This is a genomic window from Arthrobacter sp. NPDC058192 (genome assembly GCF_042883665.1).
In the GTDB taxonomy this organism is placed as follows: Bacteria; Actinomycetota; Actinomycetes; order Actinomycetales; family Micrococcaceae; genus Arthrobacter.
In genome coordinates, this window is sequence record NZ_JBHVVJ010000003.1 from 260,428 (window position 1) to 277,244 (window position 16,817).

The window sequence follows — 16,817 nt, forward strand, 5'->3', positions numbered from 1 at the left end:
AACACAAGGGCGGCGGGCCGCGGCGGTCCCCCCGGGCGCGGGGGGACGGGGCCGCCGATCTGACTCAGGGGTAACAAAATGGTTACTATTGAAGCTAAGTCTCCGCTGATGATAGGTGTATTTTGCGTTTCAAGACTGCAGTCGCCCTGGTGCTGCTCGGCCTCCTGACACTGCTGGCCGGAATCGGCCAGAAGACTTTTTGGGCTCCTCCAGAGACAATCACAGCCACCGCTCCCGCGGGCACTGCCGCGCCGCTGACCGTCTTCGACGAGAAGCTGAGGACGCTGCACTCCGGGACCGTGCAGATCAACGTCAAGGGCGAAGGCAGCTTCATGCTCGCCGCGGGCCGCCCGGACGACGTCGACGCCTGGGTGGCAAAGACGGCGCACAACACCGTGGCCGGCGTCTCGGACGACGGCAAGGCCCTGCAGGTGACGCATACCGACGGCGAAGCCACCGCGCCCTCGCCCGCCGGGTCCGATCTTTGGGTCAGCACCGAGAACGCCAGCGGCGAAATGAACTACTCCTGGAACGCGCCGGCCGACGGCGACTGGTCCCTCCTGCTGGCAACTGACGGCACCAAGCCCGCCCCGAGCTCCATCACGATGACGTTCGTCAATGACGCCTCCACGCCCTGGGCCATTCCGCTCATGGTGCTTGGTGGCCTGCTGATCATCGCCGGCGGTGCATTGATGGTCCTCAAGCCCAAGTCCGGCAACCGGGCAGGCGGCGGGGGCAGCAGCATCTTCGGCCGCCGCCGTCAGGCCAACGCCGCAGCACCACAGACCGCAGCACCACAGACCGCAGCGCCAGAGGCCACGGGGCCCGAGAAGTCCACGCCCGGGAACACCACCCCCGAGCCGTTCAAGGGCGTCACCAAGGCGCGGCGCTCCGGCATCATCGTGGCGGTCCTGACGGCCGCCGCCGTCGGCGGCACCTCCGTGGCGGCCCAGGCGAGCCAGACGCCCGCACCGTCGCCGAGCGCCAGCGCCCCGGCTCCCAGCGCCCCGGCTCCCAGCGCTCCGGCCTCCGGCAGCGCGACCCCCGGCACCGCCGGCCAGGACCAGGCCGGTGAAGCGCCGGTGCTGCTGGACGCCCAGTTCCGCCGCGTGCTGGAACAGGTTGCCAGTGCCGTTGATGCCGGAGACGCTGCCAAGGACGCCGCCAAACTGAAGCCGCGCGTGGCACAGTCCGAGCTCGAGGTACGCACGCAGAACTACAAGGTCCGCGCAAAGGTCGGCTCCTACGAGGCCCGCATGCCCGTCCGCTCCACAAAACTGCTGACCACGGTGGTCACGAACCAGCGCAGCTGGCCCCGCTCGGTCCTGGCCGTGACGCAGGGCGAGGGCAACGTCGTGCCACAGCTGCTGACCCTGACCCAGGCCACCGCGCGGGAGAACTACAAGCTCGTCAGCACCACGCCGCTGCAGCCCGGCGCCACGTTCCCGGCGATCGGGCGCGAAGGCACGCAGACCCTGGCCCACTCCGACAAGTCCGGGCTGCTGTACAGCGGCGAGGAAGCGCTCGCCGGGCTCGGTGACCGCCTGACCAAGGCCGACTCCACTTTCAAGGACAAGCTCGTTGAAGGCCAGTCATCCCCGTACATTGCGGACACCCTCGCGTACCAGGCGGACGTCGTCAAGTCCGGCGTCAACGGCAGCTTTGCCTTCACGCATAAGGTGGCGCCCGGCAGCACTGTCGTGTTCCGGACGGCCGACGGCGGAGCCCTGGTCCTGGGCCGCCTGAACTTCGCCTTTGACGGCACCCCGAAGGCATCCGGCGACAAGCTCACGATCGGCGAGGACGCAGCCGCCCTCGCCGGCGGGAAGGAGACCGGCACCGGCATGGTGCTCAACTTCGCCGAGTCCGTAGCCGTCTACGTCCCGCCGACCGGGTCCTCGGATCCGATGAAGCTCGTGGCCGCCACCCGGGGCCTGGTCGGGGCGGCTTTCAAGTAGCCGCCCGCGGCGCCCGGGGTGGCGCCGGGGCCGGCTCGAATGGCTAGAGTGGTGCTATGACTACGCCAGCTTCCCGACCGGTCCCGCCAGTTGCCGCCAGCCCGCTCAACTTGCGCGGCGCCGTCGACCTTTCTGCCCTAAAACAGCGGCCGGCCCCCGCGCGCCCGTCCGCAGCACGCCCCCCGGAAGCAGGGCCGGCTGCTTCGGCCGGTGACCCGGCAGCGGCCGGCGACGGCGGGCACGCCGGCCGGCCCCTGCGCGTGGACGTGACCGAGGGCAACTTCCAGGAACTCGTGGAACTGTCGGCCCAGGTGCCCGTGGTGATCGCCCTCTGGGCCTCCTACTCGCCCGGCTCCGGCGCGCTCGTGGACGTCCTCGAAGGCATCGTCGAGAGCTATGACGGCCGGCTGGTCCTCGGCGCCGCGGACATCGACGTCTTCCCGCAGCTTGCCCAGGCCTTCCAGGTGCAGGCCGTACCCACCGCCGTCGCCGTCGTCAAGGGCCAGCCCGTTCCGCTCTTCCAGGGCGGCGCCGACGAGCAGCAGGTACGCAGCCTGTTCGATGAACTCCTCAAGGTGGCGGCCGCGAACGGCGTGACCGGCCGGATCGGCGCGGGCGGACCCGGCAGCACGGAACCGGAGGCCCCGCCGCTGCCGCCACTACACCAGGCCGCGTTCGACGCGATCGAGGCCGGCGACTACGCGGCCGCGGCGGCAGCCTACCGGCAGGCCCTGAACGAAATGCCCGCCGACGCCGACGCCAAGGCCGGGCTGGCGCAGGTGGAACTCATGGAGCGACTGCAGTCCATCTCGGGACCGGAGGCGGATGCCCTCCGCCGGCTCGCGGCCGATGAGCCGGACAACATCGATGCCCAGCTCGGCGTCGCCGACCTCGACATCGCCGGCGGGCACATCGAGGACGGCCTGGGCCGGGTCGTGGCGTTCATCGGCCGGAACTTCGGCCCGGAACGGGAGACCGCCCGGGTCCGGCTGCTGGAGCTCTTCGACGTCGTGGGCGCCAGTGACGAGCGCGTCGCCAAGGCCCGGCAGGGCCTCGCCCGGGTGCTGTTCTAGTGGGGTCGGCTCTCTTTGCGCCGCTGGAGCTGAGATCCCTGCGGCTGGAGCACCGCGGCTGGGTGTCCCCGATGTGCCAGTACAGCTGCGAGCCCGGCACCGGCGAGGGCGTGCCCACGGACTGGCACCTCATGCATCTGGGCTCGTTCGCCACCGGGGGAGCGGCCTTGATCCTCACCGAGGCCAACGCCGTGAACGCCGCGGGCAGGATCAGCCCCCGCGACGCCGGCATCTACAACGATCGCCAGGCCGAGGCGTGGGAACGCATCACCTCCTTTGTGCACCGGAACGGGACCGCCGGGGCCAAGATCGGCACCCAGCTGGCGCATGCGGGGCGCAAGGCGTCCTCGTACTGGCCGTTCTCCGGTAAGAAGGGCAGCGTGCCGGCGTCCGAGGGCGGCTGGGACACCGTGGGCCCCGGCACGGGGGCCTTCGACGGCTACGCGCCGCCGTCGGCCATGACCGAGGCGCAGATCGACGCCGTGATCGCCGACTTCGCGGCCGCCGCCGTGCGGGCCGTCGACGTCGGGTTCGACACGATCGAAATCCATGGCGCCCACGGCTATCTGCTGCACCAGTTCCAAAGCCCGCTCATCAATGACCGCACGGACAGCTGGGGCGGGGACGAAGCCGGCCGCAACAGGCTGACGCTCGCCGTGGTGGACGCCGTCCGGGATGTCATCCCGGACTCGATGCCGCTGTTGCTGCGGATCTCGGCCTCCGACTGGGCGCCGGGCGGGATCGACGCCGAGGCCTCGGTCCGGATGGCCGCAGCCGCCGCCGAGCACGGAGTGGACCTGGTGGACGTGTCCAGCGGAGGAGCCGTTGCCCACCAGCAGATCCCCGCAGGCCCCGGCTACCAGACCGGTTTCTCCGCCCGGATCCGGCGCGAAACCGGGGTCAGGACGGGCACCGTGGGACTCCTGACCTCGGCCGGGCAGGCCGAGCACGCGGTGGCGACCGGCCAAGCCGACGGCGTATTCATAGCCCGGGCCGCCTTGCGGGATCCGCACTGGTGGCTGCGGGCCGCGTTTGAGCTCGGCCATGACCTGGCGTGGCCGCCGCAGTACGAACGCGCCAAGCCCCGGCATACGTTCTAGGACACCCTGCCAGCCTTCCGGCCAGCCGGCCGCCGGGCACGAAACTACGCCTTGCGGACGATCCATTCCGCGCTGGGGGACGGTTAGTCTAGCGTCATGACTTACCAGCCCCCAGCCCCGCAGGGACAGCCAGCCCCGCAGGGACCGTCCGTGCCGCCGGTTCCCCCGGTTCCCGCCCTGTCGCTGCGCGGTCTCGCCAAGCGCTTCGGGGACAAGATAGCCGTCGACGGGATTGCCCTGGACGTCCCGGCCGGCTCCTTCTTCGGGGTGGTCGGCCCCAACGGCGCGGGCAAGACCACCACCCTGTCCATGGCGACGGGCCTGCTGCGCCCCGATTTCGGCACTGCCCTGGTCCACGGCGTCGACGTCTGGCAGGAGCCGCTGCGCGCCAAGAAGCTGATGGGCATCCTGCCCGACGGCGTCCGGCTGTTCGACCGCCTGAGCGGCACGCAGCTGGTCACCTATGCCGGCCTGCTGCGCGGCATGGACAAGGACGTCGTGGCATCGCGGGTCCAGGAACTGCTCGCGGCCCTGGACCTGACGCAGGACGCCGGCACCCTCGTGGTCGACTACTCCGCCGGCATGACCAAGAAGATCGCCCTGGCCTCGGCCCTGATCCACGCACCGCGGCTTCTGGTCCTGGACGAGCCGTTCGAATCGGTGGACCCCGTCTCCGCGGCAAACATCCGGGACATCCTGGACCGCTATGTCGCCTCGGGCGGAACGGTCATCGTCTCCAGCCACGTCATGGACCTGGTCCAGCGCATGTGCGACCACGTCGCCGTCGTCGCCGGCGGCCGGGTGCTGGCGGCCGGCACCGTGGAAGAGGTGCGCGCCGGCGCGAGCCTCGAAGACCGCTTCGTCCAGCTGGTCGGCGGCCGGAGTCAGGCGGAGGGGCTGGAATGGTTGCGCACCTTCTAAGGCTCAAGGTCACGCTCCTGCGCAACAGCGTCCGGCGCAACCCCTGGCAGCTCGTGGGCCTCGGACTCGGGGCGCTGTACGCCCTCGGCGTCGTCGGCCTCTGCGTGGTCGGGCTGCTGCTCCTGCGCGGGCAGGACACCGCGCTGGCCCAGACGGTGGTGGTGCTTGGCGGGGCCGCGGCGCTCCTAGGCTGGGCCGTCATTCCGGTGGCCGCGTCCGCGGCCGACCTCACGCTCGACCCCGCACGCTTCACCACCTTTGCCGTCCCGACCCCGCAGCTGCTGGCGGGGCTGGCCCTCGGCGGCCTCATCGGCATCCCGGGAGCGGCGACGGCGCTCGTGTCCCTCGCCACCGTGGGCACCTTTTCCCGCAGCATTCCCGCCGCGGCCGCAGCCCTGGCCGGGGCCGTGCTCGGCGTGCTGACGTGCATCGTATTGTCCCGGGTCGTGACGACGGCGACCGCGGGACTGGCGAGCTCCCGCCGCTTCAAGGACGTCAGCGCCGTTGCCTTCCTCATCCCCCTGGTCCTGATGGGCCCCATCATCGGGACCGTCGCACGGGGCATTGCCGGCTCGCGGGACTTCCTGACCGACCTGGCCGGCACCCTGTCGTGGACCCCCGCCGGCGCGGCTTTCTCACTCGGGGGTGACGTCGCCGCCGGCAACCTGGGAGCGGCAGCGGTCAAATTCGTCATAGCCCTCGCCACCTTGGCCGGGCTCGGACTGTGCTGGAAGAGCCTGCTGCAGCGGGCGCTGACCACGCCGCCCTACGCCGGCTCGTCCAGAAAGCGCGCCGGGGGCCTGGGCCTGTTCCGGGTGTTTCCGGCGACGCCGGCTGGTGCGGTGGCCGCCCGGTCGCTGAGCTACTGGCTGCGGGACCCGCGCTATGCCGGGGCACTCGTCGTCGTCCCCCTGCTGCCCGTACTGATGCTCTTCCAGGGCAGCCAAAGCGGGTTCTATGCGCCGTTCCAGTTTGTGGGACCGGTGACGGCCTTCCTGCTGGCCTGGTCCATCTCCTCGGATGTCTCCTATGACAGCACGGCCTTCGCTTTGCACGTGGCCACCGGGGTGCGCGGCCTGCACGACCGGCTCGGCCGGGCGGTGGCGTGCCTGAGCTTCGCGTTGCCGGTGGTGCTCATTTTCAGCATCGGACCGTTCTTCCTCACCGGCGATTGGGACCGGCTGCCGGCCGTCCTGGGGCTCGCGCTCGGTGTCCTCTTCACCGGGCTGGGCCTGGCCTCGGTGGTCTCGGCGCGGTACACCGTGAACGTCCCGCTGCCCGGGGACAGCCCGTTCAAGAAGCCGCCCGGCAACGTGGCGCAGACCCTGGCGGTGCAGTTCGGCGGCATGGCCGTGCTCCTGGTCCTCGTCGCGCCGGAACTGGCGCTCGTGGCCGCGCAGTTCATCACCGGCAGCTCCCTGCCGGGGTGGATCACCCTGGTCCTGGGACCCGTGCTCGGCATCGCGCTCTTCGTCGTCGGGGTCCGCGCCGGCGGAGCATGGCTTGACCGGCGGGCACCGGAACTGCTGGCACAACTGGCCGTCGACCGCTGACGGGGTGCATGCTGGGAGGGCGCAGACTGGAGCGCCCGGAACTAGCGGCAAAGGTCCGGAACAGCAGCGAAGGTAAGTGATCATGGAAGTTGTCATCCTGCCCGGCAGCCGGCAGATTGCCTCGCTTGCGGCAGATGCGGTGGAGGCCCTCCTGCGCCGCAAGCCCGACGCTGTCCTGGGCCTGGCGACCGGTTCCACCCCCTTGCCCGTCTACGCCGAGCTGGCGCTGCGGCACGAGCGCGACGGTCTGGACTTCAGCAAGGCCCGGGCGTTCGCCCTGGACGAGTACGTGGGACTGCCTGCGGGACATCCCGCGTCCTACCGCGAGGTGATCGCCCGCGAATTCACGGCCCGGGTCAACATCAGCCCGGCCAACGTGAAAGTGCCCGACGGTGCGGCGGCCGACATCCCCGCGGCCTGCCAGGCCTACGAAGATGCCATCCGGGACGCCGGGGGAGTGGACCTCCAATTCCTCGGCCTCGGAACCGGCGGCCACATCGGCTTCAACGAGCCTGGCTCGTCGCTGGCATCCCGGACACGGATCAAGACCCTGATTGAACAGACACGCCGGGACAACGCACGATTTTTCGGCAGCGTGGCCGACGTGCCACACCATGTCCTCACCCAGGGCCTGGGCACCATCCTGGACGCCCGCCATGTGATCCTCATCGCCGCCGGCGCGCAGAAGGCCCAGGCCGTCCGGGATCTCGCGGAGGGCCCCGTCGCCGCGATCTGCGCGGCCTCCGTGCTGCAGCTGCACCCGCACGCCAGCATCCTCGTCGACGAGGCGGCGGCGTCGTCACTAAGGCTGGCCGATTACTATCGCCACAGCTACGACCACAAACCTGCCTGGCAGGGCCTCTAGGCTCCGCCGCCGGGCATCAACAGCTCCGCCGTCACGCTTCGGCACGTCGGCCGGCGCACTTGCAGCGGCTAAGATGGGTGACATGACAAGCATGACCGATCCTCTCGAAAACGACCCGATGCGCGAGCTCTCCGGAGCTGGGGCGTCAACGGCAACGATCGAGCGCGAGGAACTGCGCCAGGAAGTGGAGCCCGGTGACCGGGAGCGCTTCTCGCACTATGTGCGCAAGGAAAAGATCATGGAATCCGCGCTGACCGGCGAGCCCGTCATCGCACTCTGCGGCAAGGTCTGGACGCCCGGCCGCGACCCGCAGAAGTTCCCGGTCTGCCCCGAGTGCAAAGAAGTCTACGAGGGCCTGCGCCCCGGGAACGACGGCGGCAAGGACTCCGGCGACAAGTAGCGGCAACAACGGAATAATCAGGATCCGCTAGCCGTTCCTCCCCGGCGGTGCCCCCGCGCCGCCGCGATTTTCTTTGTCCAAAATAGATTGGTGTTTTTTGTGCTGAATTGCGTTTCCCCGTCGGCTGCAGCCATGCGCGGATGGAGGGCGCCCCGATGACAGAGACACTTTTCGGCGGACCCACGCTTCCCCCCGCCTATCCCGAGCGGGCCGCCTGGGGTACCGCCCCGAAGTTGCGAGCCTGGCAGCAGGAGGCCCTGGACAGCTACTTCAGCACCCACCCCAAGGATTTCCTCGCCGTCGCTACCCCCGGCGCCGGTAAGACGACGTTCGCGCTGCGGGTGGCGTCGATGCTGATCGAGTCCGGGGTGGTCAACCGCGTGACCATCGTGGCCCCGACCGACCACCTGAAGCGCCAGTGGGCCGACGCCGCTGCCCGGGTGGGCATCGCGATCGACCCGAACTTCAAGAACGCCGACGGCCAGCACGGCCGCGGGTTCATCGGCGTCGCTGTGACATACGCACAGGTGGCCAGCAAGCCCATGCTGCACCGGGCCAAAACCGAGGCCGCCCGCACGCTGGTGATCCTGGATGAAATCCACCACGGCGGTGAGGCGCTGTCCTGGGGCGACGGCCTCCGCGAGGCGTTCGATCCCGCGGCCCGCCGGCTGTCCCTGACCGGCACGCCGTTCCGCTCCGACACCTCGCCCATCCCGTTCGTTGAATATGCCGAGGACAGGGACGGGATCCGGCGCTCCAAGGCCGACTACACGTACGGCTACGGCAAGGCGCTGCAGGACCATGTGGTCCGCCCGGTCATGTTCATGGCGTACTCCGGGCAGATGCGCTGGCGCACGAGCGCCGGCGATGAAATGGCGGCCTCCCTCGGGGAGTCGGCCGTCACGAAGGACATCACCTCGCAGGCCTGGCGCACGGCGCTGAATCCGGCCGGCGAATGGATTCCGGCCGTGCTTGCCGGTGCGGACAAGCGACTGAGCGAGGTCCGGCGGAGCGTCCCTGACGCCGGCGGCCTGGTGATTGCCACCGACCATGAGGACGCCCGCGCCTACGCGGGCCAGCTGAAGAGGATCACCGGCGAGTCGCCCACCGTCATCCTCTCCGACGACGCCAAGGCGTCGAACAAAATCGAGGAATTCTCCGCCGGCGACAAGCGCTGGATGGTGGCGGTGCGGATGGTGTCCGAAGGCGTGGACGTGCCGCGGCTGTCCGTCGGCGTTTACGCGACCTCCACCTCCACGCCCCTGTTCTTCGCCCAGGCCGTGGGCCGCTTCGTGCGTGCCCGCAAACGCGGCGAAACGGCGTCGGTCTTCCTGCCCTCGGTGCCGCAGCTGATGGCGCTGGCCAACTCCATGGAAGCCGAGCGCGACCACGCGCTGGACCGCCCGGAGAAGGAAGACGGCGACGGCCTGTTCAATCCCGAGGACTCGCTGCTGGACGAGGCGAACCGCGAGGAGAAAGCCTCGGACACGCTGATGAAGGGCAAGTTCGAGGCCCTCGACTCGCAGGCGTCCTTTGACCGGGTGCTCTTCGACGGCGGCGAGTTCGGCACCGGCGGCGAAGTGGGCTCAGAGGATGAGCTTGACTTCCTCGGCATCCCGGGACTGCTCGACGCCGAACAGGTCGGCACGCTGCTGCGCCAGCGCCAGCACGAACAGCTGAACCGCAAGAACAAGCGCGGCACCCAGGCCGTCGGTGCCCCCGCGGCGGCAGCCCCGGCCGTGCCGGACCACCGGATGCTCATGGACCTGCGCACGGAGCTGGCAAAGAACGTCGCGGCGTGGTCCGCCCGGACCGGGACGCCGCACGGGATCATCCACACCAAGCTCAGGACCGTCTGCGGCGGCCCGGCGGTTGCGCAAGCCAACGAGGAACAGCTGCAGACCCGGCTGCGGAAGCTCCAGGACTGGTTCATCGGGCGCAAATAACAGGAAAGGGACCAGGCGTATCGCCTGGTCCCTTTCGTCCCTGCGCTTGTCGCTACTGTCCGGCGCCGCCGCCGCAGACCTGTCCGTATTTCTGGCCGGCGGCCGTGTAGTCGGCCTTCATGGTGTTGAGCTTGGCGGTGTCCGGGTGGGGCTTGGCCGATTCGTCAAAGTACTCGATGATGGTCTGCAGCGAATCCCGGAGGTCATCGGATGCCGCCTCCTTGATGGGCCGCAGCTGGTTCGCGACCCTGTTCATGCCGGTCTTGTCGGACGTGGCCGAAGCCGCGGAGACCACGGTCTTGACCCGGGCGCAGGTTTCCTCGTTGGTCAGCTGCGGTGTGGCTGCGCAGCCGGCGGCGCCGAGCAGGGCTCCGGCGGCAATCAGGACGGTCAGGGTCTTCTTCATGGTGTACTCCGGGGTTCTACGGGTAAGACGATATGGCAAGGGTTTCGAGTCTACTGTGGCGGCCTCAGGCTACATCGACGCCGCCGAGCTCCATCTCGGCAACGGCGTCGTCGAGGTCATCGGCGATTCCCACTGTCAAACTGCGCAACACGGTGACGGAATAGCCGGCCTGGATGGCGTCCAGCGCGGTCGCCTTGACGCAGTGGTCCGTGGCAATCCCTACCACCACGATATCCTCGACGTCGTGGCTTTGGAGCCAGTCGTCCAGCCCGATCGCATCCTCCATGGCAGCGAAGGAATCCTCTGTTTCTTCCGGGCCGGACCCGGTGCCGGCTCCGGAGCCGGGCAGTGTGCCGGCCTTCCGGTCGCCCGTGGGGACATCGTCCTCGGGGGCCAGGAGTCCTTCAAAGCCTGAGTACGCCGCGGCGAACTGGCCCTTGCGGAAGTAGGCCTGGATATATTCGGGGTCGAGATGCGGATGCAGTTCGGCCCCCCGGGTACCGGCCACACAGTGCCGCGGCCAGCTGTCCTCGAAATCGGGCTCCTCCGAGAAATGCGTCCCGGGATCGATGTGCCAGTCCTGGGTGGCCACCACGTGGTCAAACTGGCCGTGGTGCGCGTCGAGGTACTCGCTGATCTCGCCGGCGAGTTCCGCACCGCCGGCGACGGCCAGGGAACCCCCCTCGCAGAAATCGTTTTGGACGTCGACGATGAGCAAGGCACGGGACATTTCAGTCCTCCTCGTAGATGGTGGGGATGGCTGCCTCGCCGCGCTGAAGCCGGTTGACCACGGCGGGCAGCTCCTGCATTGTCTCGGCATGGCGGCGGCGCGCGCGCTGGACCGCCTCGGGGCCGGTCCACCCCGGCAGGACCTCGCCGTTCTTGATGAACTGGTGCAGCAGGGCACGGTCGTTCCCGTCGTCCTCCGGGTGGTGGCCGACGCCCACGATCTCCTGCGTGGCGGTACCGCGCTCGTTGAGCTTGCGCAGGGCGTACTTGCGGCCGCCCTTGCTGGCCTTGTTCTTGGCCGCCTTGGCAACGGAGACGAACTCGCCGGAGTCGTCGGTGCGGCTGACGAGCTTGTAAACCATGCTCGCCGTCGGGGCGCCGGAGCCTGTGACCAGCGAGGTGCCCACGCCGTAGGAGTCAACCGGCGCTGACTGCAGCGCGGCGATGGCGTATTCGTCAAGGTCGGAGGTCACCACGATCTTCGTGTGGTCGTTGCCGAGCTCATCGAGCAGCTGCCGGACCCACTGGGCCTGCGCCACGAGGTCCCCGGAGTCCAGCCGGACGGCGCCCAGCCTGTCCCCGGCGAGTTCGACGGCGGCGCGGACGGCGGTCTCGACGTCGTACGTGTCCACCAGGAGCGAAGTCTCCGGCCCGAAGGCGGCAATCTGGGCCTCGAACGCCTCACGTTCCGTGTCGTGGAGGAGGGTGAAGGAGTGGGCCGCGGTGCCCACCGTCTTCAGCCCGTAGCGCAATCCCGCTTCGAGGTTGGAGGTGCTGTCGAAGCCGGCAATGACCGCGGCCCGGGCGGCGGCCGCCGCGGCTTCCTCGTGCGTCCGGCGTGAGCCCATCTCGATGCACGGGCGGTTGCCGGCGGCCGAGATCATCCGGGAGGCGGCAGAGGCGATCGCGCAGTCGTGGTTGAGCACGGAGAGCAGGTAGGTCTCCAGGATGCAGGCCTCGGCGAATGTGGACTCCACGATCAGGACGGGGGAGTTCGGGAAGTACGCCTCACCCTCCGGATACCCCCAGATGTCGCCGGAGAAGCTGTAGTCGGCCAGGTACTCCAGTGTCTGGTCATTGACGACGTTGGTCCGCCGCAGAAAGTCCAGTTCCGCTTCGCCGAAGCGGAAGTCCGCGATCCCTTCCAGGAGACGGCCGGTGCCCGCCACGATCCCGTACCGGCGCCCGTCGGGCAGCCGCCGAGCGAAGGCCTCGAACACCGATTTCCGGTGGGCCGCACCGGACTGCAGCGCGCCCTGCAGCATCGTCAGTTCGTAGTGGTCTGTGTACAAGGACGTGCGGGGACTGTCCCAGCCGGCTGAGGTACTCACAAATTCACTCTAGTCCCCACCGGCTCCCTCGTCTCGCTACGCTTCGCCGCGGGGCCCTCGCCGGCGTGGGCCCAGCACCGGCTCCCTCGTCTCGCTACGCTTCGCCGCGGGGCCCTCGCCGGCGTGGGCCCATCCTCCCCATAGAATGGACAGATGACCCTCAGCGTTGCGCTCGGCCCCGACACGCGGGAGAGCACCCAGACCGGAACAGTGGCGTCCACCGACGTCCTGACCGCCCCGGACATCCCCTGGAACCTCGTGATCTGGAACGATCCCGTGAACTTGATGAGCTATGTGAGCTATGTGTTCCGCAGCTATTTCGGGTACTCGGAGACCAAGGCCAACAAGCTCATGATGGAGGTCCACAAGAAGGGCCGGTCGATCGTCGCGCACGGCAGCAAGGAGCAGGTGGAACAGCACGCGGTGGCCATGCATGGTTACGGACTCTGGGCCACGGTGGAAAAAGCCACCGGAGGCAACGGCAGCGGTTCCGGCAAGGGCAAGGGAAAACGTGGCTAAGGCATTCAAATACGGGCTAAAAGGCATCCGGGGCTACCTGGAGCCGGCCGAGCGGGAACTGCTGCGCAGCCTCTTCGATGACGTCATCTCCATGCTCGAGCCGGCGGAGCGGGCCAGCGAGGACCCGCTGGCCGCCCTGGTGGGGCTGGACCCCGAAGCCCGCGAACCCTCCGACCGCGCCCTGCGGCGGCTGCTGCCGAATGTCATGAAGAACGACGGCGAAGCCTCACTCGAGTTTCGCCGCTACACCGAGCGGTCCCTGCGGGAAAGCAAGATCGGCGCGCTGAAGGCGGCCGCGCTGAGCCTGGACCGGGAGGACCTGGTACTGACCGCAACCGACGCCCGGCACTGGGCCACAGCGCTCAACGATGTCCGGCTGGTGCTGGCCGAGCGCCTCGACATCCGCGACGACGCCGACGCCGACAACATCCACCTCATGCAGGACTGGTCCCAGGCCGAGGACGTGGAAAGCTACCTGGCCCTCGTGTACAACTTCACCACCTGGCTGCAGGAATCCCTGGTGCAGGCCATGATGCACTCGCTCGATGCCCGGCGCTGAGCCCCGGTCTGTGACACATGAGACACGAGTTGCGCGCCACAATGTAATGGCCGCCCCCGTGTCGAAGCCCTATCCTCAAATAACCATGACTTCAGCATCGAATATGGATCCCGCAGCGTCTGCTGCGGACTCCCCAGCGAGCAGCAGCGCAACCGCCCCCGCGGAACCCGGGCAGGCATCCGAGCCCGGGTCGCGGCCCATCGGTGTCTTCGACTCCGGCGTCGGTGGCCTCACGGTGGCCCGGTCGATCATCGACCAGCTGCCCAACGAGTCCATCCTGTACGTCGGAGACACCGCCAACGGCCCCTACGGCCCCCTTCCCATCGCCGAAGTCCGCGCCAACGCCCTCGGCGTCATGGACGAGCTCGTTGACTCCGGCGTGAAGCTGCTCACCATTGCCTGCAACTCGGCCTCGGCCGCCGTGCTGCGCGATGCCCGCGAGCGCTACACCGCCCGGTACGGCATTCCCGTGATCGAGGTGATCCAGCCGGCCGTGCGGCGCGCCGTCGCGGCGACCCGGACCGGCCGGGTGGGCGTGATCGGGACCTCGGCCACGGTGGGTTCGCGAGCGTACGAGGACACGTTCGCGGCAGCACCGGACCTGGAGATCACATCCGTGGCCTGCCCGGCGTTCGTGCCCTATGTGGAGGCCGGCGTCACCACGGGGCCGGAACTGCTCGCCGTCGCCCGCGAATATCTGGCGCCGCTGGTTGCCGCCCGGGTGGACACCGTGGTGCTCGGCTGCACCCACTACCCGCTCCTGACGGGCGTGCTGTCCTTCGTCCTGGGCGAGGACGTCACCCTGGTATCCAGTGCCGAGGAAACCGCCAAGGACGTCTACAGGTCACTGGCTTCCCGCGGGCTTGAGCGCACGGACGCTGCCGCGCCGGAACACCATTTCATCGCCACGGGGGACGCCGCCGCGTTCGAGCACCTTGCCCGCCGCTTCCTCGGACCCGAGGTCCTCAGCGTCCGCCACGTGGACCACGTCGCGGCGCAGTACCCCACCGGCAGCCTGGCCCGGATCACCCCGGAGATGATCGCCGCCGCCCAATCCGCCGCCCAGGCCGGTGCCGTCCGACCGCGGATCTCCAACTTCGTGGGCGAACCGGCAGGCGGGGGAACACTGCTGTGAAGCTGACCATCGTGGGCTGCACGGGCTCCTTTCCCGGCCCCGGCTCGCCGGCGTCGTGCTATCTGCTGACCGCCACCGACGGCGAGCGGAACTGGAAGATCGTCCTGGACCTCGGCAGCGGGGCGCTCGGCGCCATCCAGCGGTACACCGACCTGGAGGACATTGACGCGATCTTCCTCACCCACCTGCACCCGGACCACTGCATGGACCTGTGCGGACTTCACGTTGCCGTGCGCTGGAAGCCGGGCGGCTGGGGCCGCGGCAGAATCCCCGTGTGGGGACCCGCCGCCACGGCCGACCGGATGGCCACCGCGTACGGCCTGGACCTGGATCCCGGGATGCATGAGGAATTCGACTTCGCCAACTGGTCCGAGCGCAAACCCGTGACGATGGGCCCCTTCACGGTCACGCCCTACGCCGTCAACCACCCCGTGGAAGAGGCCTACGCCCTGCGCGTCGAGGTCACCGAACCGGACAAGGACGGCAACCCCGTCACCCGCATCCTGAGCTACTCCGGGGACACGGACTCCTGCAGCGGGCTGGAGGATGCGGCCCGGGATGCCGACCTCTTCCTGTGCGAAGCAGCCTTTGAGGAGGGCCGCGACGACGGGATCAAGGACGTGCACCTGACCGGCAAGCGGGCGGGCGAAGCCGCCGTCGCCGCCGGGGCGCGGCGGCTGCTGCTGACGCACATTCCGGTCTGGACGTCTCCCACCACCGTCATGGCCGAAGCCAAGGAGGTCTTCGGCAAGGACGTGGCCGTCGCCGTCGCGGGCGTGCACTACACGGTGTAGCCCGCCCGGGCACCCGCGGGCAAGTCGATAAGCTAGAGGCATGACTTCCCAAGCTCCTACTGTTCCCGTCATCCGCGCCGACGGCCGCACCGCCGATCAGCTGCGTCCGATCAGCATCACCCGCGGCTGGTCCAAGCAGGCCGAGGGATCGGCCCTGATCGAGTTCGGCAACACCCGCGTCCTGTGCACCGCATCCCTGACGGAGGGCGTCCCGCGCTGGCTCAAGGGCGAAGGCCGCGGCTGGGTTACCGCCGAATACGCCATGCTCCCGCGCGCCACGAACACCCGTTCCGACCGCGAATCGGTCAAGGGAAAGATCGGCGGCCGCACGCACGAGATCTCCCGGCTCATCGGCCGTTCGCTGCGCTCCATCATCGACACCAAGGCCCTCGGCGAGATCACCATCGTGCTGGACTGCGATGTCCTGCAGGCCGACGGCGGCACCCGGACCGCGGCCATCACCGGCGCCTACGTGGCGCTGGCAGACGCCATCCGGTTCGCCCGCGACAAGAAGATGATCGCGCGGAACGCCGAACCCCTGATCGACACCATCGCCGCGGTGTCCGTCGGCATCATCGACGGCGTGCCGATGCTCGACCTGCCCTACGTCGAGGATGTGCGCGCCGAGACGGACATGAACGTCGTGGTGACCGGCTCCGGAAAATTCGTCGAAGTCCAGGGCACCGCCGAGGGCGCACCCTTCGACCGCGACGAACTGAACCAGCTGCTGGACCTGGCCCTCCTCGGCACCGAGCAGCTCGCGGCCATCCAGCGCGACACCCTGGCGGAAGCCCCGTGACGGCAGCGCCGCTGACGGACCAGCAGAACGGCGCGGCCCCCCGCCTGGTCCTTGCCACGCACAACAAAGGCAAGCTCCGGGAGCTCCGTGAGCTGCTGCGGGGCCAGGTGCCCGGGCTCGACGTCGACACGCAGGTGGTGGACGCCGGCGCCGTCGGCGCACCCGACGTCGCCGAGACCGGCGTGACGTTCGCCGAAAACTCGCTCCTGAAAGCGCGGGCCGTGGCGGAGGCCACCGGGCTCGTGGCGATCGCCGACGACTCCGGGCTGGCCGTGGACGTGCTGGGCGGTGCGCCCGGCATCTTCTCCGCGCGCTGGTCCGGCCGGCACGGCGACGACGCCGCGAACCTGCAGCTGCTGCTGGCCCAGCTGGCGGACGTGCCGGACGCGTACCGCGGGGCGGCATTCGTCTGCGCCGCGGCGCTTGCGGTCCCCGGGGCCGAAGCCGACGGCGGCCGGGAAGTCGTGGAGTACGGGCAGCTGGAAGGGGTGCTCCTGCGGGAGCCGCGCGGGGAGGGCGGCTTTGGTTACGACCCCGTCCTGCAGCCGCGCGGGCTGGACCGCAGCTGCGCCGAGCTCAGCTCCGAGGAGAAGAACGCCATCAGCCACCGGGGACATGCGTTCCGGGCGCTCCTGCCGGCCATTGTCGAGGCCCTGGCCGGACGGTAGGCCGACGCGGCCGCGGCAGGTGTCGCGGATATCCGTTTAACCGACGAAGGCGCCCCACAGC

17 protein-coding genes are annotated in these 16,817 nt (G+C 69.4%); 14 read left to right on the forward strand and 3 right to left on the reverse strand.

The features are described from left to right. The first annotated feature begins 122 nt into the window (after nucleotides 1–122). The 8 genes from ACFVVK_RS04900 to ACFVVK_RS04935 all read left to right on the forward strand — a co-directional run bounded on the left by ACFVVK_RS04900 (nucleotide 123) and on the right by ACFVVK_RS04935 (nucleotide 9,816). Nucleotides 123–1,958, forward strand: coding sequence for a hypothetical protein (locus ACFVVK_RS04900; protein WP_390264196.1), 1,836 nt, complete (start codon nucleotides 123–125; stop codon nucleotides 1,956–1,958). A 56-nt stretch (nucleotides 1,959–2,014) separates the two neighbouring features. Further along, on the forward strand, nucleotides 2,015–3,031 hold the full coding sequence (locus ACFVVK_RS04905; protein WP_390264199.1) for a co-chaperone YbbN: 1,017 nt from the start codon (nucleotides 2,015–2,017) through the stop codon (nucleotides 3,029–3,031). Next, nucleotides 3,031–4,131: an NADH:flavin oxidoreductase/NADH oxidase gene (locus ACFVVK_RS04910; RefSeq protein WP_390264202.1), complete on the forward strand. Its 1,101-nt coding sequence runs from the start codon at nucleotides 3,031–3,033 to the stop codon at nucleotides 4,129–4,131. Before ACFVVK_RS04905 ends, ACFVVK_RS04910 begins: the two co-directional genes overlap by 1 nt. Nucleotides 4,132–4,227: 96 nt before the next feature. After that, complete coding sequence (locus tag ACFVVK_RS04915) at nucleotides 4,228–5,052, forward strand: ABC transporter ATP-binding protein (RefSeq protein WP_390264205.1); 825 nt, start codon at nucleotides 4,228–4,230, stop codon at nucleotides 5,050–5,052. Beyond that, nucleotides 5,034–6,605, forward strand: a complete 1,572-nt coding sequence (locus ACFVVK_RS04920) for a transporter (RefSeq protein WP_390264208.1) — start codon at nucleotides 5,034–5,036, stop codon at nucleotides 6,603–6,605. Before ACFVVK_RS04915 ends, ACFVVK_RS04920 begins: the two co-directional genes overlap by 19 nt. Nucleotides 6,606–6,687: 82 nt before the next feature. Next, nucleotides 6,688–7,470, forward strand: a complete 783-nt coding sequence (nagB, locus tag ACFVVK_RS04925) for a glucosamine-6-phosphate deaminase (protein WP_390264211.1) — start codon at nucleotides 6,688–6,690, stop codon at nucleotides 7,468–7,470. 73 nt (nucleotides 7,471–7,543) lie between these two features. Then, a complete protein-coding gene (locus ACFVVK_RS04930; RefSeq protein ID WP_390264213.1) occupies nucleotides 7,544–7,870 on the forward strand; it encodes a DUF3039 domain-containing protein in 327 nt (108 codons plus the stop codon). Between the two features lie 155 nt (nucleotides 7,871–8,025). Continuing rightward, nucleotides 8,026–9,816 carry a DEAD/DEAH box helicase gene (locus tag ACFVVK_RS04935; RefSeq protein WP_390264216.1) on the forward strand — a complete coding sequence of 597 codons (1,791 nt, stop codon included), beginning with the start codon at nucleotides 8,026–8,028 and terminating at the stop codon, nucleotides 9,814–9,816. Between the two features lie 52 nt (nucleotides 9,817–9,868). Here ACFVVK_RS04935 and ACFVVK_RS04940 read toward each other — a convergent pair whose 3' ends face one another. From ACFVVK_RS04940 to ACFVVK_RS04950, 3 genes are all read right to left on the reverse strand, one after another. Continuing rightward, a complete protein-coding gene (locus ACFVVK_RS04940) occupies nucleotides 9,869–10,222 on the reverse strand; it encodes a hypothetical protein (protein ID WP_390264219.1) in 354 nt (117 codons plus the stop codon). Nucleotides 10,223–10,286: 64 nt separating this feature from the next. After that, the gene (locus ACFVVK_RS04945; protein WP_390264222.1) at nucleotides 10,287–10,952 is read right to left on the reverse strand and encodes an isochorismatase family protein; all 666 of its coding nucleotides are present in this window, start codon (nucleotides 10,950–10,952) and stop codon (nucleotides 10,287–10,289) included. A gap of 1 nt (nucleotide 10,953) precedes the next feature. Further along, nucleotides 10,954–12,282 (reverse strand): nicotinate phosphoribosyltransferase, encoded by a 1,329-nt coding sequence (locus ACFVVK_RS04950; RefSeq protein ID WP_390264225.1) that lies wholly within the window; start codon nucleotides 12,280–12,282, stop codon nucleotides 10,954–10,956. A 153-nt stretch (nucleotides 12,283–12,435) separates the two neighbouring features. Between ACFVVK_RS04950 and clpS the strand changes: the two genes are divergently transcribed. The 6 genes from clpS to rdgB all read left to right on the forward strand — a co-directional run bounded on the left by clpS (nucleotide 12,436) and on the right by rdgB (nucleotide 16,756). After that, the gene (clpS, locus tag ACFVVK_RS04955; protein WP_390264227.1) at nucleotides 12,436–12,801 is read left to right on the forward strand and encodes an ATP-dependent Clp protease adapter ClpS; all 366 of its coding nucleotides are present in this window, start codon (nucleotides 12,436–12,438) and stop codon (nucleotides 12,799–12,801) included. Beyond that, on the forward strand, nucleotides 12,794–13,360 hold the full coding sequence (locus ACFVVK_RS04960; protein ID WP_390264230.1) for a DUF2017 domain-containing protein: 567 nt from the start codon (nucleotides 12,794–12,796) through the stop codon (nucleotides 13,358–13,360). Before clpS ends, ACFVVK_RS04960 begins: the two co-directional genes overlap by 8 nt. Nucleotides 13,361–13,445: 85 nt before the next feature. Beyond that, a complete protein-coding gene (gene murI / locus ACFVVK_RS04965) occupies nucleotides 13,446–14,495 on the forward strand; it encodes a glutamate racemase (protein ID WP_390264233.1) in 1,050 nt (349 codons plus the stop codon). Beyond that, nucleotides 14,492–15,289 (forward strand): MBL fold metallo-hydrolase, encoded by a 798-nt coding sequence (locus ACFVVK_RS04970; RefSeq protein ID WP_390264236.1) that lies wholly within the window; start codon nucleotides 14,492–14,494, stop codon nucleotides 15,287–15,289. Before murI ends, ACFVVK_RS04970 begins: the two co-directional genes overlap by 4 nt. A gap of 40 nt (nucleotides 15,290–15,329) precedes the next feature. Continuing rightward, nucleotides 15,330–16,088 carry a ribonuclease PH gene (gene rph / locus ACFVVK_RS04975; protein WP_390264239.1) on the forward strand — a complete coding sequence of 253 codons (759 nt, stop codon included), beginning with the start codon at nucleotides 15,330–15,332 and terminating at the stop codon, nucleotides 16,086–16,088. After that, the gene (rdgB, locus tag ACFVVK_RS04980) at nucleotides 16,085–16,756 is read left to right on the forward strand and encodes an RdgB/HAM1 family non-canonical purine NTP pyrophosphatase (RefSeq protein ID WP_390264242.1); all 672 of its coding nucleotides are present in this window, start codon (nucleotides 16,085–16,087) and stop codon (nucleotides 16,754–16,756) included. The genes rph and rdgB overlap by 4 nt, the downstream gene beginning before the upstream one ends. Nucleotides 16,757–16,817: the final 61 nt, after the last annotated feature.

What these genes read in the sequence shown, in the direction of transcription:
- ACFVVK_RS04905 (WP_390264199.1), top strand. Translation starts at nt 2,015, where the DNA reads ATGACTACGCCAGCTTCCCGACCGGTCCCGCCAGTTGCCGCCAGCCCG.
- ACFVVK_RS04915 (WP_390264205.1), top strand. Translation starts at nt 4,228, where the DNA reads ATGACTTACCAGCCCCCAGCCCCGCAGGGACAGCCAGCCCCGCAGGGA.
- ACFVVK_RS04920 (WP_390264208.1), top strand. Translation starts at nt 5,034, where the DNA reads ATGGTTGCGCACCTTCTAAGGCTCAAGGTCACGCTCCTGCGCAACAGC.
- nagB (WP_390264211.1), top strand. Translation starts at nt 6,688, where the DNA reads ATGGAAGTTGTCATCCTGCCCGGCAGCCGGCAGATTGCCTCGCTTGCG.
- ACFVVK_RS04930 (WP_390264213.1), top strand. Translation starts at nt 7,544, where the DNA reads ATGGGTGACATGACAAGCATGACCGATCCTCTCGAAAACGACCCGATG.
- ACFVVK_RS04935 (WP_390264216.1), top strand. Translation starts at nt 8,026, where the DNA reads ATGACAGAGACACTTTTCGGCGGACCCACGCTTCCCCCCGCCTATCCC.
- ACFVVK_RS04940 (WP_390264219.1), bottom strand. Translation starts at nt 10,222, where the DNA reads ATGAAGAAGACCCTGACCGTCCTGATTGCCGCCGGAGCCCTGCTCGGC.
- ACFVVK_RS04945 (WP_390264222.1), bottom strand. Translation starts at nt 10,952, where the DNA reads ATGTCCCGTGCCTTGCTCATCGTCGACGTCCAAAACGATTTCTGCGAG.
- clpS (WP_390264227.1), top strand. Translation starts at nt 12,436, where the DNA reads ATGACCCTCAGCGTTGCGCTCGGCCCCGACACGCGGGAGAGCACCCAG.
- murI (WP_390264233.1), top strand. Translation starts at nt 13,446, where the DNA reads ATGACTTCAGCATCGAATATGGATCCCGCAGCGTCTGCTGCGGACTCC.
- rph (WP_390264239.1), top strand. Translation starts at nt 15,330, where the DNA reads ATGACTTCCCAAGCTCCTACTGTTCCCGTCATCCGCGCCGACGGCCGC.